This window comes from Ralstonia insidiosa, from assembly GCF_008801405.1.
GTDB lineage: Bacteria > Pseudomonadota > Gammaproteobacteria > Burkholderiales > Burkholderiaceae > Ralstonia > Ralstonia insidiosa.
The window spans coordinates 1,733,195-1,756,902 of the sequence record NZ_VZPV01000001.1 but is presented as its reverse complement, the minus strand read 5'-3'; the positions used below and the strand labels follow the sequence as shown (position 1 = coordinate 1,756,902).

Genomic DNA, 23,708 nt, shown 5'->3' with positions numbered 1-23,708 from the left:
CGCTTTTCCGCCAGCCAGGACCTTCACCATGAATGCTGCCGAACACCAAGATGCAGGACGCACCGTGACCCGCCGTCGCCACGTCATCGTGGCCCGTCAGCGCCCGGCTGGCCTCAATGCCGCACCGGCCACCGCGCCTGCAGCAGCACCAACCGTTGAAGCCATCCCCGCAACCATCGGTGATACGCGGGTCATGACCTCCGAACAATTGTTTGCCGGCCAGAGCGCTGTCGCCATCCGCCACAACGGTGCGATCTACACGCTGCGCGTCACGCGCTTCGGCAAACTGATCCTGACCAAGTAGCACGCAGCACGTACTGACTTTTGTGGGGACGTCTCTCTCAGGAGACATTCGGCAGTAGCCAGCCATCGTCACTTCGCGTTGGCAGACACCAGACCCGTCTGCCGGACGACTGCCAGCCAAGCCGTTCTTTCCCGCCAGTTCCCATCCGGGCGAGCGCCCAAAGAAAAAGGGCGCGACCTGCGCCGCGCCCTTCTCCTTCGATTCGCGTCTTCGCGATCGGCAACTCAGCAGATCACGTGCACGGCGGCGATGCCCGCCTTGGCGATCTGCACATCTTCCGCCGACTTCACACCCGACACACCGACTGCACCGGCGCATACGCCTTCCACCAGCACGGGCACACCGCCTTCGAGCATGCCTTGCAGATGCGGCGCCGACAGGAACGAGATGCGGCCGTTGTTGATGATGTCTTCGTAGACCTTCGATTCACGGCGGCCCAGCGCGGCCGTACGCGCCTTCTCCGGTGCGATGTACGACGAGATGGTGGCGCAGCCGTCCATGCGGCGCAGGCCCATCAGATGGCCGCCATCGTCAACCACGGCAATTGTCACGGCCCACTGGTGCGCGCGTGCTTCCTTCTCGGCGGCATCCAGGATCTTGGTGACATCGTCCTGGCACAGGCAGGGCTTGGTTTTCATGACGCGTTCTCCTTGGTTGTGGTGATGCAAGTGTGCGAAGGCTGCGGGTTGCTGGCAGTGGGCTCGCATAGGGCGAAAGTATGCCATTGGCCTGCGTCGCTGCTACAGCGTGATCCTGTCTACCTGATGCAAATGAGCCGATACATCTCGTGTCTCCAGTATCGTCGCGCATGCGCCGCGCGCCAGTTCTTCTTGCCGACCTTAGCACGCAGTGCACGCGCCGAAGATGTATCAAGAAAAAGCCCGGGAATAGCCCGGGCCTGATGTTGCGATGCGACAGTGCACCATGCCATCGCGTCCTGGTTGCCGATCGCCGCGGCGTCTTCGGTACACGAATTTGCTGGCACTCGCAAAGAAAAAGGCTCCTGAAGGAGCCTTGTGTGTGCGATGTGCGGCTTAGCGCCAGCGACGCCAGTGATAGCCATCGTAGTAGCGATAGCGCGGACCCCAGCGATACCAACCCGGGCCCACCACGACAGGCGGCGGGCCGTAGTACACGGGTGCCGGTGCGCCATAGTAGACCGGCGGCGGTGGCGGATAGTACGCCGGCGGCGGGGGCGGATAATAGACCGGAGCCGGCGCCACATACACGGGTGCAACCGGCACACCAATCCCAATGCCGACGCTTACGTGCGCCGACGCCATCTGCGGCACCGCCAGCACGGCCAGTGCGGCTGCACCTGCAATCAACAGCCCATTACGTCGAATCATTGTCATCACCTACTGCTTAAAGGCACCGGGTCAGAGCTGCACCAGCGCCGATTACGGTATCTGTATTGTATTCAGGGCCTTAGACACAGGTGATACGGTGCTGACGATTTAGTAACAGAACGTAACGCCACAAGGCCACCACCGCGTCTTGTCATGCCGGGCTGCAATCGAACTGACCCGCAGTGATCATCGCCTCTGCATAGGCCCGCGCAACTTCAAGTGCGGTGCCTGCATTCGAATAGGTGTTGATCGATTCGCGCACAGTGGTACGCGGCAACAGGATTTCACCGTCGCTCACGCGCAGGATGCTGACTTCTGCGCGCCAGGCGTTGGGGGAAATTTCATAGGCAGAGACTTCGATCTTGCAATCGCCTCGGAAGGTCATACATCCTCCGGTTCGCGTTGAGGGATCGGGCTGCGCGCATCAATGCACGAACAGCCACATCAGCAGCAACACGAACGCGGGAAGGCCCAGGAACCATGCAACCAGGTAGGGCACGATCACCTCCTTCATGTTGATGGACATGTAGGAAGTGTAGAAATCGGCGCCTGGCGCGCGTATCGAAGCCTGCCCGCAACGCCCTGTAGGACTGCGCCGAAATCCATGTCGGCCCACTGCCGACGAACCTCCCCCGTGTGGAGGAGTACTCAATGTGCGGCGTCGTTCTTGTCGGTTACGCCACTTGCTTCGGATACGGCCGCCTCTGCGGCTTCAGCAGCCGCCACTTCCAGCCCGACCGTTGCCTTGAGAAACTTCACGGCCACCTCGGCGCCCGGGGGCGCAGCGTCGGCCAGGTTCTCTGCGACGAAGCCCCATTGACGACGCACTTCATCACCATGACGCTGCAGCGCGCGCGTGATGCCGTTCTGCGTCTGCACACCGATCTCGATGAAGTTGCGCGTATAGCCGGAGACACGTTCGCCGGCAGGCTGCAGAAACCGCGCCTGCGCACCGAACCACTGTCCGGCATCCTGCGCGCCGGCCGCCTCGTGCAGGCACTGCTCCGTCTCTCCAAAGCCGGCCTTGAGTGCCTGGAGATTCAGCCCGATCAGGCGGTTGACGCCGTCAACAGCTTCTTCCGTAACGGCCAGCCACGCCTCGATTTGCGATCGGTGCAGGATGCCGAGTTGCTCCAGAGTCATCATGTCGCTATCTCCCTTGGGGATCGTGAGAATGGTGGATGAATGAATCCGGCGCGTGCCGACACGGCCGGGCGTTTCAGTGTAGCCATCGGTCAAGCCTATTTCTGTGACATCCCCGTTTGTCCTACAGGTCTTTCGGACAACGTCGCCTGGGCACGAAAATCACACGCTGTAAGCTGCAACGGTGGCATTGCGCCACTCGTCAATGCCGGTGGACGACCCCTGCACCGGCCGACCAACAGAGGGATCGACACCATGAATAAAGATCAAGTGAAGGGCCGTCTGCAAGAAGCGAAAGGCAAGATCAAGGAAGTGGCCGGCAAGGTGACCGGCGATGAAAAAACGCAGCTCAAGGGCAACATCGAAAAGAACATCGGCAAGGCTCGCGCCACCATGGGCGATGTTCGTGAAGAGGTGAAGAAAACGCTGGACCGCTAGCAGTACGCAAGAAAGGGCGGAACTTCCGCGCCGGAATCCGCGTTGCATGTGTGGGAATCGGCTTACACCGTTTTCAGGCATCGGCCACTGCACATGGCACCCTGCGCGGCCTTTAATACGGGCATACGAACGACAAAAGGAGTGTGCTATGCGTGCCTTCGTATCCTTGTTACTGGCGGCCGCGTTGGCATCCGTCAGCGGATGCGCGGACATGACGCCCAAGCAGCGCAACACCGCGTTGGGCGCGGCCGCAGGTGGCGTCGCCGGGGCAGCCATCTGGGGCGGCCCGGGCGCAACGCTGGGTGGCGCGGCACTGGGTGGCGTGATCGGTAACGCCGCCACCAAGTAGTCCGCCACATCCGCAGCGTTCATGCGCTGCAAGGCAGGGGCCAGACAGTGTTGTCTGGCCCTTTCTGCTATCTGAGCGCGGTCCGCGCCATCGCACATTCCCCGCATACGCATATGCCGACGCAAGCGCATAATCAGCGTTTTGCAACGGAGGCGATGTGCGATACGAGCAACAAGGCTTTGGCGTGAGCAGCACACCGATCCTGAGCGTCGAAGGCTTGCGCAAGCGCTATGGCGATCAAATGGTCGTCGACAACCTGAGTTTTTCCGTACGGCGCGGCCAATGCTTTGGCCTGCTGGGCCCCAACGGGGCCGGCAAGACCACCACGCTGCGCATGCTGCTTGGCATGACGATGCCCGATGCGGGCGCGCTGCAGCTGTGCGGCGAGGCAGTTCCCGAGTTTGCGCACCGTGCACGCATGCGTGTGGGCGTGGTGCCGCAGTTCGACAACCTCGACCCCGATTTCACCGTCTCGGAAAACCTGCGCATCTTCGGCCGCTACTTTGGCCTGTCCTCCGCAGCCATCCGCGAGCGCATCCCTGCCCTGCTGGAATTCGCGCGGCTTGAGCAAAAAGCCGATGCGCCGGTACGTGCGCTCTCCGGTGGCATGAAGCGCCGGCTGACGGTGGCGCGCGCGCTCATCAACGACCCGGACATCCTCGTGATGGACGAGCCCACCACAGGGCTCGATCCGCAAGCCCGCCACCTGATCTGGGAGCGCCTGCGTTCACTGCTGGCCGGCGGCAAGACCATTCTGCTGACCACGCACTTCATGGAAGAGGCCGAGCGCCTGTGCGATGAGCTCTGCGTGATCGACAACGGCCGCAAGATCGCGCAAGGCAAGCCGCACGAACTCATCGCACGCGAGATCGGCTGCGACGTGGTGGAAGTCTACGGCGACGATCTCTCCGCCCTGCGCACGTTGCTCGAGCCCCTTGCCGAGCGCGTAGAAACCAGCGGCGAAACCCTCTTCTGCTACGCCCGCGATCCGCAGCCGCTGGTGGCCGCCCTGCGCACGCAGACCGAAACGCACACCATGCCCGGCCTGCGCTACCTGCACCGTCCCGCCAATCTTGAAGACGTGTTCCTGCGTCTGACCGGCCGCGAGATGCGGGATTGATGCAGCGCGATTGAACGAGCCCCCCATGTCCAACGAAGCCACCCTTACCGCAGCCCCGCAACAGGCGTATCCGCAATCGCTGCGGCCGCTCAATTTTCGGAACTGGCAGACCATCTGGCTGCGCAACTTCATGGTCTGGCGCAAGCTTGCCATTCCGTCGCTCGCCGGCAATCTGGCCGATCCGATGATCTACCTGTTTGGTCTCGGGCTCGGCCTGGGCCTGCTGGTCGGGCATATCGACGGTGTGTCGTACATCGCGTTCCTGGCTGCCGGCACCGTGGCTTCCAGCACGATGATGTCAGCCAGCTTCGAAGCGATGTACTCGGCGTTCTCACGCATGCACGTGCAGCGCACGTGGGAAGCCATTCTCTATGCGCCGCTCACCCTGGGTGACGTGGTGCTCGGTGAGCTGATCTGGGCGGCCAGCAAGTCCGTGCTCTCGGGGCTAGCGATCATGCTGGTGGCGGGCGTTCTCGGCTATGCATCGATGCCGCAGGCGTTGCTCGCCTTGCCTGTCATCGTGCTCACGGGTTTCACATTTGCCTGCCTGGCGATGAACATGACGGCGCTCGCGCCCAACTACGATTTCTTCATGTTCTATCAGACGCTGGTGATCACGCCGATGATGCTGCTCTCGGGCGTGTTCTTCCCGCTGTCGCAACTGCCGGCACCCGTGCGCGCGATCACGAACGTGCTGCCGCTACCGCACGCGGTGGAGCTGATCCGCCCGCTGATGCTGGGCCGCACACCGGACAACGTTCTGCTGCACCTGGGTGTGCTGCTGCTCTACGCCGCTGTCGCGCTCGTGCTGTGCCTGTGGCTGCTGCGCCGTCGCATGCTGAAGTAACAACGCGGCAGACCAAGCGCCCAACAAAAAGCCCGTCTTGCGAAGACGGGCTTTTTGTTTGCGGCGACTGCGGTGCGGTCGCTTATTCGTTCACAGCGGAACGTTGCAGGTGCAGTTGCGTACGCGGATCATCGTTCTGCGCGTTGTCGCGATCGGCATTGGCTGCCGAGTTGTTGCGCGCGGTCTCCAGACGATCGAGATACGCCTCGTCGATGTCGCCCGTCACGTACTTGCCATCAAAGCACGACGCGTCGAAGTCCTTGAGCGCCGGGTTGACGTCGCGCACAGCACGCTTCATGTCTTCCACGTCCTGGTACACGAGTTGATCGGCGCCGATGATCTTGGCGATCTCTTCGTGCGTGCGGCCGTAGGCGACCAATTCGCCGCGCGTCGGCATGTCGATACCGTACACGTTCGGGAACTTCACCGGCGGCGCAGCTGAGGCGAAGATCACCTTCTTCGCGCCCGCATCACGTGCCATCTGCACGATTTCCGACGACGTCGTGCCGCGCACGATGGAGTCGTCGACGATCAGCACATTCTTGCCCTTGAACTCGATCGCCATGGCGTTGAGTTTCTGGCGCACCGACTTCTTGCGCACCGCCTGGCCCGGCATGATGAAGGTGCGGCCCACGTAGCGGTTCTTGAAAAAGCCCTCGCGGTACGGCACGCCCAGGTGGTTGGCCACCTGCATGGCGGCCGGACGCGACGAATCTGGAATCGGCATCACCACGTCGATCGGGTCGGTTACCTCGCGCTTGATCTTCTCGGCCAAGTAGTCGCCCATGCGCAGACGCGCGTCGTACACCGAAACGCCATCCATACGCGAGTCCGGACGCGCCAGATACACATATTCGAAAATGCACGGCGACAGCACCGGGTTCTCGGCACATTGCTTGGTGTGCAGCTTGCCTTCCAGGTCGATGAAGATCGCTTCGCCGGGCGCCACGTCGCGCTCGAACTTGAAGCCGATACCTTCCAGCGCCACCGATTCCGAGGCGACCATGTATTCGATGTTGCCGTCCGGCGTTTCCTGGCTGCCCAGCGCCAGCGGGCGGATGCCAAACGGATCGCGAACAGCCAGCACGCCGTAGCCCGAGATCTCCGCAGCAATGGCATACGAGCCGCGCACGCGGCGGTGCAAGCCCTCCACGGCGGTGAAAATGGAATCACGATCCAGCGGGATGTCATTGCTGGCGCGCTGCAGTTCGTCGGCCAGCACGTTGAGCAGGACTTCAGAATCCGACTGCGTGTTGATGTGACGACGATCGCGTCGGAACATCTCTTCGCGCAGCTGATCGGAGTTCGTCAGGTTGCCGTTGTGTGCCAGCACGATGCCGAACGGCGCATTGACGTAGAACGGCTGGGCCTCTTCTTCACTGGAAGAGCCAGCGGTCGGATAACGCACCTGGCCGATGCCGCTCGTGCCCGGCAGGCCGCGCATGTTGCGCGTGCGGAACACGTCACGCACCATGCCATTGGCCTTGTGCATATGGAAGGTGTTGCCAGCCGCAGTGGCAATGCCAGCCGCATCCTGCCCCCGGTGTTGCAGAAGCAACAGGCTGTCATAGATCAGCTGATTGACCGGCGTGGAGGAAACCACGCCAACGATACCGCACATGTCGATCTCCAGCGAGAACGTATTGGTGGCGCCCGCACCCGTTGCCGGCACCGAAAAAAACTTCCCAGATCGTCTAGCTGGTGGCCAGACGCTCCGAATCAATAGTGAACATACTTCGCGACGTCAGGCGGCAGCAGCGGCTTGGCAGCACGCGCAGCTTCCTCCGCATACGGCCGGCTGATCGCATCGCGCCAGAACGGTTGCTCGGGCAGGCTGGTAAAGCCCGCCACCGTCATCAGCACGAGGATGATCACGCCACCGCGTGCCAACCCGAACACCATGCCCAGGCCGCGATCCGCCGGCTTGAGCCCGGCGCTTGCCAATGCCGCCGAGAGCAGCGCCCCCACCAGCGACGTCGCAATCACCGTCACGATAAACAGTAGGACGAAACCGAGAATGGTGCGCGCCACCGGTCCACCCGGCAGCGACTCTGGCACCCAGCCTGCGGCTACCCCCGAAAACGTATACGCCACCCACGCAGCAAACAACCATCCAAGCAGCGCCAGCACTTCACGAATCAACCCGCGAAACAACCCGATCAGCGCAGACGTGACGACGATGAACAGCACACCATAGTCAAAGAAAGTCGGTTGCATCGGGCAGCGGCTTGGATTGACTTTGACTGAGGGTGACGTGACAAGTCAGTGAATCTGGCGAGTGCACGTGATCCGGCATCGTTATTGCTGCACGAGCTTGGGCGTCAGGCCGATCTGCTCGGCGCGCTTCTGCGCGGCTTCCGCTGCGGCACGATCGCTGAACGGGCCTGCACGCAACAGCGCCAGATCACCCTTCTCAGGCACCTTCTTGTGTTCGATATAGCCGGGGATCTTCTCGGCCTTGAGCTTGCTCAACCAGTTGCGCGCGCGGTCTTCAGATGCAAACGCGCCAATCAGCAGGACGAACTTGTTACCGCTGGCATCTGCACTGGGCGCGGCGGCCTGCGGCGCTGGCTGAGCCGGTTTGGCGGCGGGCTTGGCATCTGCGGACGGCGTCAAGCTGGCGACCGTCTTGGGTGGTGTCGGCTGAGCCGACGGCGTGTTCTGTGCGGGTGCAGGCGAGTTGGGTGACGGTGTGTCAGCAGAAGCAACCACCTCTTCGCCCTGATCCAACGCTTGCGGTTGATCTGCCGACGAGCCCGGTGCGCGCGGCGCAGAACGACGGCTGGCCACCTTGGGTTCATCGGTAGATGCCTTGGCGCCTCGGTCGATCGGTTGATCCTGAATCTGCACGGCCACCGCATCGGTCACGGGGCGCGGCTTGGCGTCGAACACCAGCGGCAACACCACCACGGCAGCACCCACCAGCACCACCGCGCCGATCAATCGACGACGGGCGCGCTGCTTTTGCGGGAGCTCAGGGTCGAGACCATCGTCGTCATCGTCCACACGGCGAGAAGCGCGGCTACGGGAGTTCGACGATGCGCGGGACGATGTGCGCGATTCATGGACCGCATCGCGGGCCACATCGGCGGCACTGCCAGCGGCGCCGCGCGAGCGTTCGCCTTCAGCGTTCTTGCGGGAGGAGAAAATGGAAAACAGTCCCATGGATTGCGCTCGGTTTGGCTCTCAGACGATGCATGCGAGGGCAGCGCCGACGCCCGGTCGTCCTGTGACCCGGCGCTGCCCAATGTTGGCAATGCGCTTGGCTAGTGTGCGCGGTTCTTGCGCTCTGCAAGCACACCAGCAACGGTGAAGAACGATCCGAAGACCACGATTCTATCATCCTCAGTCGCACGCTCCATGGCGTTGCGATAGGCTGTGGCGGGATCGCTGAATGTGCTGACACTCGATTCCTTGCCCGGCTGGAAGCCGGCGTCCGTCAATGCCTGCTCCAGGCGCGCGGCGCTGGCCGCACGCGGCGTCGGCAGATCGGTCAGACACCAATGGTCAACCTTGTCGAGCATGTGACCGAGCACCCCGGCGATGTCCTTGTCCTGCATGGCACCGAACACCGCGTAGGTGTAGCGGAAGAAGCCCATGTTCTCGAGGTTCTGACCAAGCGCCGCTGCCGCGTGCGGGTTATGCGCCACATCCAAAATCACCGCAGGGCGGCCTGCCATGACCTGGAAGCGGCCCGGCAACGCCACCTGCGACAACCCCAGGCGCACGTCCTGCGCCGAAATGGGCAACCGGTCGCGCACCGACTCCAGCGCCGCCAGCGCCGCTGAAGCATTCAGCAACTGATTCGCACCGCGCAGCGCCGGATAGCCGAGGCTCGGCCAGCGCCGCCCCCGTCCGCTGAAACCCCACTGCTGCTTGTCACCCTGGAAGTTGAAATCGCGGCCGATCAGCCAAAGGTCAGCACCAACGGCCTCGGCCTGCTTGACCAGCGAAATCGGCGGCACCGGATCGGAACAGATTGCCGGCTTGCCTGGGCGGAAGATCCCCGCCTTCTCAAAGCCGATCGCCTCGCGCGTGTCGCCCAGGTAGGCCATGTGGTCCAAGTCGACGCTGGTGATGATGGCGCAGTCCGTGTCGATGATATTGACCGCGTCCAGACGACCACCCAGCCCAACCTCAAGGATGACCGCATCCAGCCCGGCGTTGGCAAACAGATGCATGATCGCCAGTGTTGTGAACTCGAAGTACGTCAGGCTGACCGGCTCCGGGAAGCTGCAGCGCGCGCGTTCAACGGCCTCGAAATGCGGCAGCAGCATCGCGTCGGTGGCGATCTCGCCATTCACGCGGGCGCGTTCGTTGAAATCGATCAGGTGTGGCGACGTATGGCAGCCAACCTTGTAGCCGGCCGCCAGCAGCATCGCCTCCAGCATCGAACAGGTCGAGCCCTTGCCGTTGGTCCCGCCAACCGTAAAGACGACGGATTTGAACTCCAGCCCGAGCGCGTCACGCACGCAGCTGATGCGGGCCAGGCCCATGTCGATGCCGACCGGGTGCGCGGTTTCCAGGTGGGCCAGCCAATCGGGAAGGTTATCGAATGTAGGCATGCGAACGATGTGTGGCGCGGCCGGGGTTGCGCTTAGGCAAACCTGCCGCGCAAAAACAAGAAGCGCGGACTCTCGCCCGCGCTTCGGTTCAACAGGTGTGGTGCATCAGGCCAGTGCGTCGGCCGGTTGCTTCTGCAAGAGCGCCAGCAGCTCGGCAATCTCGCGGCGCATGTTGCGGCGGTCGACGATCATGTCGATGGCGCCCTTCTGCAGCAGGAACTCGGCACGCTGGAAGCCTTCCGGCAGCTTTTCACGCACGGTCTGCTCGATCACGCGCGGGCCAGCAAAGCCGATCATTGCCTTGGGTTCAGCGATCACCACATCGCCCATGAAGGCAAAGCTGGCGGACACACCACCCGTGGTCGGATCAGTAAGCACGCTGATGAACGGCAGCTTGGCCTCGGCCAGCTTCTGGATCATCGCCGTGGTCTTGGCCATCTGCATGAGCGACAGCAGGCTTTCCTGCATACGCGCGCCGCCCGACGCCGTCACGCAGATGAATGGCACCTTCTGCTCCAGCGCCATCTGCGCGCCGCGTGCAAAGCGCTCACCCACCACCGAGCCCATCGAGCCGGTCATGAACTCAAACTCGAAGCAGGCCACCACCACCGGCAGCGCATGAATGGCGCCACCCAGCACGACCATTGCATCGGTCTCGCCGGAGTTGTCCATGGCGGCCTTGATGCGGTCAGGGTATTTCTTGCTGTCCTTGAACTTGAGCGGATCGACCGGGAGGATCTCCTGGCCCAGCTCATAGCGGCCTTCTGCGTCCAGCAGCGCATCCAGGCGAGCACGCGCGCCGATGCGCATGTGGTGATCGCACTTCGGGCAAACGTGCAGATTGGCTTCGATATCGGTACGGTACAGCACCGACTCGCAAGCCGGGCATTTGATCCAGAGGCCTTCCGGAATGCCCTTGCGTTGCGACGGATCGGTCTGTTGGATCTTGGGCGGAAGCAGTTTGTCCAGCCAGCTCATGCGTGCTCCTTGAATGCGCTCGCGCGAAGAATGTGACTCAGGCGTCCAGCGCCTGGCGGATCTCCGCGATGAAATCAGTCAAGTATTGTACCGCTTGTTCGCGCGGAGCCTCTTCTAGCAATTGCACAATGCGGGATCCGATGACCACGGCATCGGCAACGCCACCGATGGCACGTGCAGTTGCCGCATCACGGATGCCGAAGCCGACGCCCACCGGCAGCCGCGCATGCTGGCGAATCTGCGGGATGCGTGCAGCCACGGCATCCAGATCGATGGTCGCCGCGCCGGTCACACCCTTGAGCGAGACGTAGTAGATGTAGCCGCTGGCCACGCGGGCGATCTGCGCAATACGCGCCTCGGTGGAGGTGGGTGCCAGCAGGAAGATCGGATCGATCCCGACGGCCTTCATGGCTTTGGCAAAGTCGTCACACTCCTCAGGTGGGTAATCGACCACCAGCACGCCGTCCACGCCCGCTTCAGACGCAGCCTTGGCGAAGGCGTCAACGCCCATGCGCTCGATCGGATTGGCATAGCCCATCAACACCACGGGCGTCGTGGCATCCGTAGCGCGGAACGTGCGCACGTATTCCAGCACCGTACGCAGGCCCACCTTCTGGGCCAATGCGCGTTCAGACGCACGCTGGATAACCGGGCCGTCGGCCATCGGGTCAGAAAACGGCACGCCCAGTTCGATGACATTGGCGCCGCCCTTGACCAGCGCGTGCATGAGGTCAACGGTCATCTCGGGGTACGGATCGCCCGCCGTGATGAACGGAATCAGGCCCTTGCGGCCCTGCGCGGACAGTTGCGAAAAAGTTTGAGCGATGCGGGACATAGGGGGATTGGTTTGTCAGGCGACCTTGATGGTCTCAGGCGCCTCAGAATCAGTCGGTTGGGCGTTCGAGGCTGCGGCATGCACAGCGGCCACACGCTCACGCGCCACGCGGCAATAGTCGGCGTTGATCTCGAAGCCGGCGAACCGGCGGCCAAGGCGCGCGCTCGCAGCAGCCGTGGTGCCGCTACCCAGGAACGGGTCCAGCACCAGGCCGCCCGGCGGGCAACTTGCCAGGATCATGCGCTCCACCAGTTCCAGCGGCTTTTGCGTCGGATGTTCGGCGCGCTCCGGATCCTGCCGGTGCAGGCGCGACACGCTCCACACGTCCTTCGGGTTGTAGCCGACTTCCAGCCACTTCTTACCCTCGAAACGCTTGCGGCTGCGCGCCTTCTTGGTCTCCGCGTCGTACGGAATGCGCACGGCATCGACATCGAAGTAGTAATCACGCGAAGCGGCAAAAAAGCCAATGTTGTCGTGCACCGACGAAAACTTGCGCGTGCTGCCGCCCATGCTGGGCACGCGGCGATCCCAGATGATCTCGTTGACCATCGTCAGACGCCGCTTGAGCATCACGAACAGTTCCGGCGCGTATTGCCACGTGCAGAACAGGTAGAGCGAGCCGTTGCGCGCCAGCTTGGGAACCACCGCATCGATCCAGCGCTCGGACCAGGCGAGGTACGCATCGCCCGACAGCTTGTCGGAGTCGTTGCCGTAGTCCTTGCCCAGCCCGTACGGCGGATCGGCGATGACAAGGTCCACACTGCCGTCGGCCAGATGCCCGACCCCGGTGATGCAGTCCTCGTTGAAGATGCCGTCGATGGCGCGCTCGGTCATGCGGGTGCCAGTGCCGTTAGAGTGTGATGCCGGAGAATTCGGCGACGGTGTGCATGTCCTTGTCGCCGCGGCCCGACAGGTTCACCAGCAGGATCTTGTCCTTCGGCAGCGTCGGTGCCAGCTTGCAGGCATATGCCAGCGCATGGCTCGATTCCAGCGCGGGAATGATGCCCTCCATGCGGCACAGATCGTGGAAGGCTTGCAGCGCTTCCTTGTCGGTGATGGGGACGTATTCCGCGCGGTGCGCATCCTTCAACCAGGCGTGCTCAGGACCCACGCCCGGGTAGTCCAGGCCTGCCGAAATCGAATGCGTCTCGATGATCTGGCCGTCGTCGTCCTGCAGCAGGTACGTGCGATTGCCGTGCAGCACGCCCGGCGAACCGCCCGTAAGCGACGCCGCATGGCGCCCCGTCTCGATGCCCTCACCCGCCGCCTCCACGCCAATCAGCTTCACGTCGGCATGGTCGATGTACGGATAGAAGATGCCCATGGCGTTTGAGCCACCGCCCACGCAAGCGATCACGGCATCCGGCTGGCGGCCGATCATCTCGGGCATCTGCACCTTGCACTCTTCGCCGATCACGGCCTGGAAGTCGCGCACCATCATCGGATACGGGTGCGGACCCGCCACCGTGCCGATGATGTAGAAGGTGTCGGCCACGTTGGTGACCCAGTCGCGCATCGCTTCGTTCAGCGCGTCCTTGAGCGTGCGCGAGCCGGATTCCACCGGCACCACGGTCGCGCCCAGCAGCTTCATGCGATAGACGTTGGCGGCCTGGCGGCGCACGTCTTCGCTGCCCATGTAGACAACGCATTCCATGCCGTAACGCGCCGCGATGGTGGCCGTCGCCACGCCGTGCTGGCCAGCGCCGGTCTCAGCAATCACGCGCGGCTTGCCCATGCGGCGCGCCAGCAGTGCTTGGCCGATGACGTTGTTCACCTTGTGCGCGCCGGTGTGGTTCAGATCTTCGCGCTTGAGGTAAATCTGCGCGCCGCCGCAATGCTCAGTCAGGCGGGCTGCATGATAGATGGGCGACGGACGGCCGACGAAATGCTTCAGCTCGTACTCGTATTCCTTGATGAATTCGGGATCGTGCTGGTAGCGCGCATAGGCATCGCGCAGTTCATCCAGCGCGTGGGACAGCGTTTCAGCAACGAAGGTGCCGCCGTAGGGGCCAAAATGGCCGTGGGCGTCAGGCAGGTTATACATGGCGATCTCTCGGGACGTCCGCCGAAGACACATGGGTCCAAGTCAGCGGAGAAATTCAGGAAGGTGCGAACCGCGAGGGACCTGCCAGACTGGCTCAGGCTTGCACCGATGTGCCCAGGGCGGCATCGGCCTCGCGGACCGCACGCACGAATGCAGTCATTCGGGCGTGGTCTTTCACGCCCCGTGCGGCCTCGATCCCGCTGCTGACATCAACAGCGTAGGGCCGCACGCGCTCAATCGCGCCAGCGACGTTTTGCGCGCTCAACCCACCACTCAAAACGAGCCGAGGAGCGGCGCTTGTTGGCAAGGATGGCGATTGCGGGAGCCATTGCGGGGGAATCAGGGTCCAGTCGAAGACGTGGCCGCCACCGCCATACCCCTCAACAAATGCGTCGAGCAGCAGGCCTTGGGCAGCGGCAAACCGATCGGCAAATTCTACCAAATCGGTTCCCGGCTGAACACGCAGGGCGCGCAGCCACGGCAGCCCCACCTTCCCGGCGATCTCCGCGCACTGCTCGGGCGTTTCGTCGCCATGGAACTGAAGCAGCGTAAGCGGCACCTGGTCGAGCATGCGGGCGATGTCGTCCGCGCTGGCGTTGACGAACAGGCCCGTCACCGTGACAAAGGGGCCGGCACGGCGGGCCAACTCGGCGGCACGCTCCGTAGCAACGTAACGCGGGCTGGGCGGATAGAACACCAAACCGATGGCATCCGCACCCAGCGCGACGGCATGATCGACGTCGGCCTGCTGGGTCAGGCCACAGAGCTTGATACGAGTACGATGCAACGACATGGCAGAAGTGGGATTCACAGGCCGGCGTGCTCGTCGAACACGCCGCGAAACAGGCTGGCCGATGCCGGGGACATCGGCAACGAGAAGCCATCAGGATAGCCGACCTCTGCCAGATACAGGCCGTCGGGCATGAACGTGGGCGCTGCAGCCACGCGGCTACGGGCGGCCAGCACATCGGCCATCCACGATGCCGGCTGACGGCCGCGGCCGATCGCGACCAGGCAGCCCATGATGTTGCGCACCATGTGATGCAGGAAGGCACTGCCGCGAATGCGTACAAACACCCACTCCCCCTCGCCTCGCACTTCCATCGAATACATCGTCTTCACCGGCGACTTGGCCTGGCATTCCGCTGCACGGAAAGAAGAGAAATCGTGCTCGCCGACCAGCACTTGGGCGGCCTCGTGCATGGCTGCCACGTCAAGCGACTTGCCGGGCGGCAGCATGACATAGCCCGCTTTGCCTTCGAGCAGCGGCGCGCGCGTGGGCCCGAAGGTCAGCGCGTAGTAGTAAGTGCGGCGATGCGCAGAGAAGCGCGCGTGGAAGTCTTCCGACATCTCCTGCGCCCAGCGCACTGCCACGGTCGATGGCAGAAAGGCGTTGGTGCCACGCACCCACGAGAACGGATCGCGTACGAGGTCGGTGTCGAGGTGCACAACCTGTCCCAGTGCGTGCACGCCAGCGTCGGTGCGGCCTGCGACGGTCGTCTGAAGTGGCACGCCGGCAAACTGGCGCAATGCCGCCTCCAGCATGTCTTGCACGGTATTGCCGTGTGGCTGCGATTGCCACCCCGAAAACGCGGCACCGTCGTACTGGATGCCGAGCGCGATGCGCGTCATGCCTTGTGAATCCTCTGCGGAAAGAAAAACGCCGGCAGGATACCACCCTGCCGGCGCTGGCGATGCTTGAGGCTGGGTCGATCAGCCGATCTGACGCATCAGGGCCTGTGCCTCGGCGTGGAACGAGGGGTCGCCCAGGTCCAGCACTTCCTGCAGCAGTTCGCGAGCACCTTCCTTGTCGCCGATCTCGATATAGGCCTTGGCCAAGTCGAACTTGATCTGCAGATCGCGCACGCCATCGGCGCCATGCTCACCGGACAGCGTGTGCGGCAGGTTGGTGTCTAGGCGGATGGCCGATTGCGGCTCATCGTTGGCAACATGTTCATGCTCGGCGTGATGCGGGTCGGCATCGAAGTGCATCGGCGCCTGAGACAGATCCGCCGGCTGAGCCCAGGCCGGCAGGCTTTCTTCAGCCACGGCAGCCGGAGCGGCCGGTGCCGCCTCGGTTGCCGGCGGCGTCGGATTTAGATCCAGCGACAGGTCCGACAGGTCCATGTGCATCGGCGGCGCAGACACCGGCTGGTAAGCCTCACCAGCGTGTGCGTTGAACTGCGGCAGATCGACTTCCGGCTCGGCGTGCGGCTTGAACACCTCGGCAGCGTCAGCCGATGCGGTGATCGGATCGCCAGCAGCCGGAGCCGGGAACGACTCCAGCGGCAGGTCCAGATCGGCCAATTGCGGGGCCTTGGTCGACGGCGCAGACGGATCCAGATCCGGGGACAACGTAGTCCAGTCGTCGCCGCGGCGGGTGGTTTCACCTGTCACGGTCGGCTTGAAGGCTTCCGCTGCGGCAGCGGCACCCACGCCTGCAAGGGCGGCTGCACCTGCAGCAGCGGCACCTACATGGTTGTGCTCGGCATGCACTTCGGACGCCGGATACGGCGTGTCACCCTGCACCGTCAGGTACAGCGGATTGGCGGGATCAAACTTGCGACCCATCGCAGCGGCCTCGGCCCATTCCGGCGAGGCGGCGCCGACTTGCGCCAGCATTTCTTCTGCAATGGTCTGGAAGCCATGTGCGTCCTGACGATTTGCGTAAATTTCCATCAACTTCAAACGAATAGCTTGGCGATCCGGATGTTGTTCCAGCGCCTCGCGCAAAATTTCCTCGGCCTGCACGTCGCGACCGTAGGCGATATAGACATCCGCTTCGGCAATCGGATCGACTTCGTTGCTCTCGTTGCTGCCGCCAATACGGAAATCCGCACCGAACACGCTGTGCTGCGAGGTATCGACACTTTGACCGCCGGCCGCGCCGAACAGCGAGTTCGCACCCGCCATTACAGTGCTTTCCTGCGACAACAGGCTGTCCTGGAAGCCATGTGCCTGCTCAGGCTTCTGCTGACGGCGACGATACACCGCCAATCCACCCAGCAGCGCGACCACGACACCACCCAGGCCCAGCGCCATCGGGTTGCCCAGCAGCGATGAGAAGAACGACTCCTCTGCGATCGGCGGCTGCGGAGCCACGACGACCGGTGCCTTCTTCGGCACAGCAGCAGGTGCCGACGCTGCCGCAACCGGTGCGCTGGCCGCCGCCTGCGGCGCCGAGGCAGTAGCCACCGGTGCAGACGCTGCTGCGGCAGTTGCCGAAGCAGCAGGTGCTGCTGCGGCAGTTTCCGCCGGAGCGGTAGCGACTGCTTGGGCGGCCTGTTGAGCCGGTGCCGACGTGGACGATGCCGCTGCAGCCGCCGGAGCAGGTGCGTTGGCAGCCGCCACAGCAGGTGCCGCCGTTGCCGGCGCCGCGCCCGCAGCAGGCTTGACTGCACTGGCGGCCTTTGCCAACTCGGCGTTTTTCAGTTCCACCAGACGTTGCATGTCGGAGAGGTTCTTCTCCAACTGGGCAACGCGCGATTCCATATCCTTGAGCGCACGCTCCTTGGCAACGAGTTCTTCGTCACGCGCAGCAGCGTTGGCTTTGCCGGTGCGATCGGCCTTCGACAGGCGCAGCTCGTCACGACCGCTGGCCGCCGGCGTTGCTTGATCCTGCACACGGGCCGACACGCTGCCGCTTTGCTGGCGAGCCGAATCGGTATCGGTGGCGGCATTGGCTTCAGCGGCGGTTGCCAGGCGATTGCGATAGCCAGCAAAGCCAGACGTCTGCGCGACCACCTCGCGGCGCGCTTCACGCGGCGAGACCTTCTGCGCATCAGCCTGCGACGGCACCTTCAGCACGGAACCGGTACGCAGGCGGTTGATATTGCCGCCAATGAAGGCATTGGGGTTGTTGCGGTACATCGCCAGCAGCATCTGGTCGAGCGACACAGCGTCCTGGCCTTGCGAGGCCGTCGACGCGATGTCGTAGAGGCTGTCGCCGCGCTGCACGGTATACGAACCGCCCGGCGTAGCATCCGGCGCCGAAGCAGCAGGCGCAGCCTGTTGCGGGCGCGCAGCTTGGCGAGGTGCGGTACGCGGTTGGCGCGTAGGCGCAGCGGCCGCTGCTGCCGCCGGGGCCGCGGCCTGCGGCTGAGCGGCCGGTGCGGGCGCGGCAGGCTCAGCGGCGCCTGGCGTCGTAGCCTGAACCACCGGCGTCGGCGCAAAATTCTGAGCGGTATTGCTGGAGCCCACCGGGTCCAACAGGAAGGTATAGGCGCGCGAAACGTGACCGCTTGCCCAGTTCAGGTCGACCAGCACGTCAACAAACGGCTCGGCGACGGGCTGGGTGGATCGCAGGCGCACCACGTAGTTGCCATTCGACTGGCGCTCAAGCGACGCACGCAGCGAGGAGACGATCGGGTTGTAGCTCAGACCGGCGCGCGAATAAGCATCCGGAGTAGCCAGCTTGGCGACCAGGTTCTGCGCCTCTTCGGGCGTCACGCCGGTCAGATCGATTTCGGCCTGCAGCGGCTGGCCAAGGCTGGAACGCACATGCAGCGCGCCGAAACCAGCTGCATGCGCTGCGGGCTGGATCAGCAACAGGCTTGCCGCAGCAATGGCGACGGCCGACCAGCTAGGACTGCGATGGGACGTTTCTCTCCGGCGGTATTGGCTCACCCTCACCTTCGACTCCGTTATCTTTTAATGTGCAAACGAACTTAACATCAACGAGTTAGCGCAGCAAGTTCACCCAATAGGCGAAAAGCTGAGGGTTCGAACCGCCGTCGACTTTTATCAAAACGACACAATTGGCGAGATTCTGAAGCATCCGACGTACCCCCCGGAGTGCGAATGCTTCGACGTGGCGCTAACTATTCCCCGTAACTGTCCACCCCACGAAAGGGTGGACGGCTTTCATACCGCAATTCTGGCCGCTATTGTGTACCAACGTTACAGCCCGTGGGCGGCCAGATGGCACAACGCCGCGCAGGCCGCGCGGCGTTGGTAGAAAAAGCGCACTTTCTGTTGTCAGGCCGCAACGACAATCGCCGCCACCTGACCCGACAACGAATGCAAAGCCGGGGTCACTTGCCCAGCAGGATGCGCAACGTGCGACGCAGCGGTTCCGCCGCGCCCCAGAGCAGTTGGTCGCCGATCACGAAGGCGCTCACGTATTCCGGCCCCATGTTCAGCTTGCGTACGCGGCCCACGCCGATCTGCAGGCCACCGGTGATGGACGCCGGCGTCAGTTCCTTCTCAGTGACGCTGCGATCGTTCGGCACCCACTTCACCCACGGGTTGCCCGAGCGGATGATCTGCTCGATCTCTTCGAGCGGCAGGTCGCGCTTGAGCTTGAGCGTCAGGCCCAGGCTGTGGCAGCGCATCGCGCCGATACGTACGCAAAGGCCATCCACCGGAACCGGCTGCGCGTTGCCCAGAATCTTGTTGACCTCGGCCTGGCCCTTCCACTCTTCCTTCGACTGGCCGTTGTCGAGCTGCTTGTCGATCCAGGGGATCAGACCGCCCGCCAGCGGTGCCGGGAAGAACTCGGTCGGCACATCTTCGCGGATGGTCTTGGCGACCTTGCGATCGATGTCCAGAATGGCCGATGCCGGGTTGGCCAGCTCGTCAGCCACGGCACCATGGATCACGCCCATGCCCTTGAGCAGTTCGCGCATGTGGTTCGCGCCACCGCCCGAAGCCGCCTGGTAGGTCATCGAGCTGACCCACTCAACCAGGCCTTCGCGGAACAGACCGCCCACGCCCATCAGCAGGATGGAGTTGGTGCAATTGCCACCGATGAAGTTCTTGGTACCGGCCGCCACCGCGTTCTTGATCAGGCCCAGGTTGACCGGGTCCAGCACGATCACGGCGTCGTCTTCCATACGCAGCGTCGAAGCGGCGTCGATCCAGTAGCCGTTCCAGCCGGCAGCGCGCAGCTTCGGGAAGACTTCGGTAGTGTAGTCGCCGCCCTGGCACGTGATGATCGTGTCGCAGGCCTTGAGCGCTTCGATGTCGTTGGCGTCAGCCAGCGGCGCATCCGTCTTGGCGAATGCAGGCGCCTTGCCGCCAGCGTTGCTGGTGCTGAAAAACACCGTATCGATCAGGTCGAAATCCTTTTCTTCCTGCATGCGCTGCATCAGCACGCTGCCGACCATGCCGCGCCAACCGACGAGACCTACCTTCATGATGTGGAACCCTTAGTGATTTTCCCCGCCTCGTGCGCCCGGCGGTGACCGCGCGGGGAAGGCAGGCGGACACGACCGGACGATCTACGAGATCGTTTTTTTCGTAATGGTTTTGGTGGTCGTGCGAATCTCGACAGTCGCAATGCGTGCGCGTGCGGCGGTGCCCGTAGCTGCGAGAGCCAGGGTACCCAGAATGCCGAAGAGGAGCGCGGTCGAGATCATTCGTAAAAATATACACGATTTGGCGGACACACAATGCGCTGCAACATGCGTTCGCCGAAAAAAAAAACGTTGCGGCGCCGCACGTGACACAACTAGGTGACGGCACCGCAACGTGCGCGATGAATTACAGCGCTGCCAGCACAGCTTCGCCCATTTCCACCGTGCCGACCTGCTTGCAGCCCGGCGTCAGAATGTCGCCAGTGCGATAGCCCTGAGCCAGCACCTTCTTGACGGCGTTCTCGATGCGATCGGCCTGCTCGGCCTTGCCCAGCGAGTAACGCAGCATCATCGCCGCCGACAGGATCGTCGCCAGCGGGTTGGCCACGCCCTTACCTGCGATGTCCGGTGCCGAACCGTGCGACGGCTCGTACAGGCCCTTATTGTTCGCGTCGAGCGACGCCGACGGCAGCATGCCGATCGAGCCCGTCAGCATGGCAGCCTCGTCCGACAGGATGTCGCCGAACATGTTGCCGGTGACGATCACGTCGAAATTCTTCGGCGCCTTGACGAGCTGCATGGCCGCGTTATCGACGTACATGTGCGACAGCTCGACCTCCGGATATTCCTTGTGCACATCGGTGACGATGTCCTTCCAGAACTGGAACGTCTCGAGCACATTGGCCTTGTCGACGCTGCACAGCTTCTTGCCGCGCTTGGCGGCGGCCTGGAAGGCGACGTGCGCGATGCGGCGGATTTCTGGCTCGCTGTAGCGCATGGTGTCGAAGCCTTCGCGCGCGCCGGCGAACAGGCCGTCCGGTGCGGCACGCACACCGCGCGGTTGACCGAAGTAGATGTCACCGGTCAGTTCACGCACGATCAGGATGTCGAGACCACCGACGATCTCCGGCTTCAGGCTCGATGCGCCGGCCAGTTCCGGATAGCAGATCGCCGGACGGAAATTGGCGAACAGCTGCAGATGCTTGCGCAAGCCGAGGATCGCCTGCTCGGGGCGCAGTTCGCGCGCCAGCGTGTCGTACTTCCAGTCGCCCACGGCGCCGAACAGGATGGCGTCGGCTTCCTTGGCAAGCTTGAGCGTGTCTTCCGGCAGCGGATGGCCCTTGGCTTCATAGCCGGCGCCGCCAACGGGCGCGAATTCCATCTCGAACGACTCGCCCAGTGCATTCAGCACCTTGACGGCCTCGGCCACGATTTCCTTACCGATGCCGTCACCCGGCAACACTGCAATCTTGGTCATGCGTATGTCCTTGTTGTTCTGCGTGTTCTGTTGACGAGCTCAGCCGACGAGCTTGTGTGCAAGCCACGGCATCTTGGCCAGGCGCTGCGCTTCGTAGGCCTTGATCTGATCGGCATAGCGCAGGGTCAGGCCGATGTCATCGAAGCCGTTAAGCAGGCAGTACTTGCGGAACGCCGTGATGTCGAATGGATAGGCCGTACCACCCGGCGTTACGACAACCTGCTTGTCCAGATCAACGGTCAGTTGATAACCGACGAAGGCTTGCGTCTCGTTGAACAGGTGGTCGACTTGCGACTCTGTCAGCACGATCGGCAGCAGCCCGTTCTTGAAGCAGTTGTTGAAGAAGATGTCGGCAAAGCTCGGCGCGATGATGGCGCGGAAGCCGTACTGCTGCAGCGCCCACGGTGCGTGCTCACGCGAGCTGCCGCAGCCGAAGTTCTTGCGCGCCAGCAGCACCGATGCGCCTTGATAGCGCGGCTGGTTCAGCACGAAGTCCGGGTTCAGCGGACGGTTACTGTTGTCTTGGCCGGGTTCGCCAACGTCCTTGTAGCGCCACTCGTCGAACAGGTTCGGGCCGAAGCCCGTGCGCTTGATCGACTTGAGGAATTGCTTCGGGATGATGGCGTCGGTGTCGACGTTCTCGCGGTCGAGCGGGGCCACGAGGCCGGTGTGGATGGTGAATTGTTCCATGATTGCTCTCTCTATCCTGCCGCTCAAGCGAGCTTGCGCACGTCGACGAAGTGGCCTTCGAGCGCGGCCGCAGCGGCCATCGCCGGGCTCACGAGGTGGGTGCGGCCACCCGCGCCCTGACGGCCTTCGAAGTTGCGGTTGGAGGTCGATGCACAGCGCTCGCCAGGGTCCAGGCGATCGGCATTCATCGCCAGGCACATCGAGCAACCCGGCTCGCGCCATTCAAAACCTGCCGCCTTGAAAATCTTGTCGAGCCCTTCGCGCTCGGCCTGTTCCTTCACAAGGCCCGAGCCCGGCACAACCATCGCCAGCTTCACGTTGGAGGCAATGCGCTTGCCCAGCTTCTGAACGACCCACGCAGCAGCGCGCATGTCTTCGATACGGCTGTTGGTGCACGAGCCGATGAAGACCTTGTCGATGTTGATATCGCTGATGGCGACGTTCGGCTGCAGGCCCATGTATTCGAGCGCGCGCTCCATGGCGTTGCGCTTGTTCGGGTCCTTTTCCTTCTCGGGATCCGGCACGCGGTCTTCAATGCTGACCACCATTTCCGGCGACGTGCCCCAGCTCACTTGCGGGCGAATCTCTTCAGCGCGCAGCTCGACCACATGGTCGAAGTGCGCACCTTCGTCAGAATGCAGCGTGCGCCAGTACGTAACGGCCTGCTCCCACTCCACGCCCTGCGGCGCGAACGGGCGGCCCTTGATGTATTCGAGCGTGACGTCATCCACGGCGACCATGCCGGCACGTGCGCCACCTTCGATCGCCATGTTGCACACCGTCATACGCCCTTCCATCGACAGCGCACGGATAGCCGAGCCACCGAATTCCATGGCATAACCCGTACCGCCCGCCGTGCCGATCTTGCCGATGATGGCGAGCACGATGTCCTTGGCGGTGCAGCCGCGCGGCAGCGTGCCTTCCACCTTCACGAGCATGTTCTTGCTCTTCTTGGCGAGCAGCGTCTGCGTGGCGAGCACGTGCTCCACTTCGGACGTGCCGATGCCGTGCGCCAGCGCGCCGAAGGCGCCGTGCGTGCTGGTATGCGAATCACCGCAGACCACCGTCATGCCCGGCAACGTCGCGCCCTGCTCCGGCCCGATCACGTGCACGATGCCCTGACGCTTGTCGTTCATCTTGAATTGCGTGATGCCGTAGCTGTCGCAGTTGGCATCGAGCGTGTCGACCTGCAGCTTGGAAACCGGATCGGCAATGCCATGCGAGCGGTCGGTGGTCGGCACGTTGTGGTCCGACACGGCCAGATTGGCGCTGATGCGCCAGACCGAACGCTGCGCCAGCTTCAGGCCTTCGAACGCCTGCGGGCTCGTCACCTCGTGCAGCAGTTGACGATCGATGTAGAGCACAGTCGTGCCGTCATCTTCGGTATGAACGACGTGATCGTCCCAGAGTTTGTCGTAGAGCGTCTTGGCCATGATGCGATCCGTGCACAACGCGCCATGTCTGGCGGCTGCGCGAGCAGTTTCGTGGGGAG

General features: G+C 63.2%; 24 protein-coding genes. 5 read left to right on the top strand and 19 right to left on the bottom strand.

The genetic code is table 11. The features are described 5' to 3' along the window. The first annotated feature begins 28 nt into the window (after window positions 1-28). On the top strand, window positions 29-304 hold the full coding sequence (gene hemP / locus F7R11_RS08440; protein ID WP_064802590.1) for a hemin uptake protein HemP: 276 nt from the start codon (window positions 29-31) through the stop codon (window positions 302-304). 224 nt (window positions 305-528) lie between these two features. Here the strand turns inward: hemP and F7R11_RS08435 are convergent, their stop codons facing one another. The 4 genes from F7R11_RS08435 to F7R11_RS08420 all read right to left on the bottom strand — a co-directional run bounded on the left by F7R11_RS08435 (window position 529) and on the right by F7R11_RS08420 (window position 2,799). Then, window positions 529-942 carry a GlcG/HbpS family heme-binding protein gene (locus tag F7R11_RS08435; protein WP_021194893.1) on the bottom strand — a complete coding sequence of 138 codons (414 nt, stop codon included), beginning with the start codon at window positions 940-942 and terminating at the stop codon, window positions 529-531. A gap of 396 nt (window positions 943-1,338) precedes the next feature. Then, window positions 1,339-1,659: a hypothetical protein gene (locus tag F7R11_RS08430; RefSeq protein ID WP_021194894.1), complete on the bottom strand. Its 321-nt coding sequence runs from the start codon at window positions 1,657-1,659 to the stop codon at window positions 1,339-1,341. 145 nt (window positions 1,660-1,804) lie between these two features. Then, window positions 1,805-2,038, bottom strand: coding sequence for a hypothetical protein (locus F7R11_RS08425; protein WP_021194895.1), 234 nt, complete (start codon window positions 2,036-2,038; stop codon window positions 1,805-1,807). Window positions 2,039-2,301: 263 nt separating this feature from the next. Then, window positions 2,302-2,799, bottom strand: coding sequence for a phasin family protein (locus F7R11_RS08420; protein ID WP_064802588.1), 498 nt, complete (start codon window positions 2,797-2,799; stop codon window positions 2,302-2,304). Window positions 2,800-2,838: 39 nt separating this feature from the next. Here F7R11_RS08420 and F7R11_RS27480 point away from each other — a divergent pair, with 39 nt between their 5' ends. From F7R11_RS27480 to F7R11_RS08400, 4 genes are all read left to right on the top strand, one after another. Continuing rightward, window positions 2,839-3,234: a CsbD family protein gene (locus F7R11_RS27480; protein ID WP_315853982.1), complete on the top strand. Its 396-nt coding sequence runs from the start codon at window positions 2,839-2,841 to the stop codon at window positions 3,232-3,234. Between the two features lie 148 nt (window positions 3,235-3,382). Continuing rightward, complete coding sequence (locus F7R11_RS08410) at window positions 3,383-3,583, top strand: YMGG-like glycine zipper-containing protein (protein WP_021194899.1); 201 nt, start codon at window positions 3,383-3,385, stop codon at window positions 3,581-3,583. Between the two features lie 157 nt (window positions 3,584-3,740). Next, entirely contained in the window at window positions 3,741-4,703 is a 963-nt protein-coding gene (nodI, locus tag F7R11_RS08405) for a nodulation factor ABC transporter ATP-binding protein NodI (RefSeq protein ID WP_064802586.1), read from the top strand. 25 nt (window positions 4,704-4,728) lie between these two features. After that, entirely contained in the window at window positions 4,729-5,550 is an 822-nt protein-coding gene (locus F7R11_RS08400) for an ABC transporter permease (protein ID WP_021194901.1), read from the top strand. Between the two features lie 82 nt (window positions 5,551-5,632). On the opposite strand, the gene purF is transcribed toward F7R11_RS08400, so the two are convergent. From purF to leuC, 15 genes are all read right to left on the bottom strand, one after another. Continuing rightward, the gene (gene purF, locus F7R11_RS08395; protein WP_064806249.1) at window positions 5,633-7,171 is read right to left on the bottom strand and encodes an amidophosphoribosyltransferase; all 1,539 of its coding nucleotides are present in this window, start codon (window positions 7,169-7,171) and stop codon (window positions 5,633-5,635) included. Between the two features lie 98 nt (window positions 7,172-7,269). Beyond that, complete coding sequence (locus F7R11_RS08390; RefSeq protein ID WP_064802584.1) at window positions 7,270-7,767, bottom strand: CvpA family protein; 498 nt, start codon at window positions 7,765-7,767, stop codon at window positions 7,270-7,272. 81 nt (window positions 7,768-7,848) lie between these two features. Next, window positions 7,849-8,715, bottom strand: coding sequence for an SPOR domain-containing protein (locus tag F7R11_RS08385; RefSeq protein ID WP_064802582.1), 867 nt, complete (start codon window positions 8,713-8,715; stop codon window positions 7,849-7,851). Between the two features lie 101 nt (window positions 8,716-8,816). Next, a complete protein-coding gene (gene folC, locus F7R11_RS08380; protein ID WP_021194905.1) occupies window positions 8,817-10,115 on the bottom strand; it encodes a bifunctional tetrahydrofolate synthase/dihydrofolate synthase in 1,299 nt (432 codons plus the stop codon). Window positions 10,116-10,220: 105 nt separating this feature from the next. Beyond that, complete coding sequence (gene accD / locus F7R11_RS08375; protein ID WP_021194906.1) at window positions 10,221-11,093, bottom strand: acetyl-CoA carboxylase, carboxyltransferase subunit beta; 873 nt, start codon at window positions 11,091-11,093, stop codon at window positions 10,221-10,223. Window positions 11,094-11,130: 37 nt separating this feature from the next. Next, window positions 11,131-11,928: a tryptophan synthase subunit alpha gene (trpA, locus tag F7R11_RS08370; RefSeq protein ID WP_021194907.1), complete on the bottom strand. Its 798-nt coding sequence runs from the start codon at window positions 11,926-11,928 to the stop codon at window positions 11,131-11,133. Window positions 11,929-11,943: 15 nt separating this feature from the next. Then, on the bottom strand, window positions 11,944-12,762 hold the full coding sequence (locus F7R11_RS08365) for a DNA-methyltransferase (RefSeq protein WP_021194908.1): 819 nt from the start codon (window positions 12,760-12,762) through the stop codon (window positions 11,944-11,946). A gap of 16 nt (window positions 12,763-12,778) precedes the next feature. Next, entirely contained in the window at window positions 12,779-13,972 is a 1,194-nt protein-coding gene (gene trpB / locus F7R11_RS08360) for a tryptophan synthase subunit beta (RefSeq protein ID WP_021194909.1), read from the bottom strand. A gap of 94 nt (window positions 13,973-14,066) precedes the next feature. After that, window positions 14,067-14,765 (bottom strand): phosphoribosylanthranilate isomerase, encoded by a 699-nt coding sequence (locus tag F7R11_RS08355; protein ID WP_064802579.1) that lies wholly within the window; start codon window positions 14,763-14,765, stop codon window positions 14,067-14,069. A 14-nt stretch (window positions 14,766-14,779) separates the two neighbouring features. Next, window positions 14,780-15,604 carry a tRNA pseudouridine(38-40) synthase TruA gene (truA, locus tag F7R11_RS08350; RefSeq protein ID WP_064802576.1) on the bottom strand — a complete coding sequence of 275 codons (825 nt, stop codon included), beginning with the start codon at window positions 15,602-15,604 and terminating at the stop codon, window positions 14,780-14,782. Window positions 15,605-15,685: 81 nt separating this feature from the next. Beyond that, entirely contained in the window at window positions 15,686-18,604 is a 2,919-nt protein-coding gene (gene tapV / locus F7R11_RS08345) for a FimV/HubP family polar landmark-like protein TapV (RefSeq protein ID WP_064802574.1), read from the bottom strand. A 401-nt stretch (window positions 18,605-19,005) separates the two neighbouring features. Continuing rightward, on the bottom strand, window positions 19,006-20,109 hold the full coding sequence (gene asd / locus F7R11_RS08340; RefSeq protein WP_064802572.1) for an aspartate-semialdehyde dehydrogenase: 1,104 nt from the start codon (window positions 20,107-20,109) through the stop codon (window positions 19,006-19,008). Between the two features lie 346 nt (window positions 20,110-20,455). Next, entirely contained in the window at window positions 20,456-21,526 is a 1,071-nt protein-coding gene (gene leuB, locus F7R11_RS08335) for a 3-isopropylmalate dehydrogenase (RefSeq protein ID WP_021194915.1), read from the bottom strand. A gap of 39 nt (window positions 21,527-21,565) precedes the next feature. Next, window positions 21,566-22,216 (bottom strand): 3-isopropylmalate dehydratase small subunit, encoded by a 651-nt coding sequence (gene leuD, locus F7R11_RS08330; RefSeq protein WP_021194916.1) that lies wholly within the window; start codon window positions 22,214-22,216, stop codon window positions 21,566-21,568. A 23-nt stretch (window positions 22,217-22,239) separates the two neighbouring features. Continuing rightward, on the bottom strand, window positions 22,240-23,649 hold the full coding sequence (gene leuC, locus F7R11_RS08325) for a 3-isopropylmalate dehydratase large subunit (RefSeq protein WP_064806247.1): 1,410 nt from the start codon (window positions 23,647-23,649) through the stop codon (window positions 22,240-22,242). Between the last annotated feature and the right edge of the window lie 59 nt (window positions 23,650-23,708).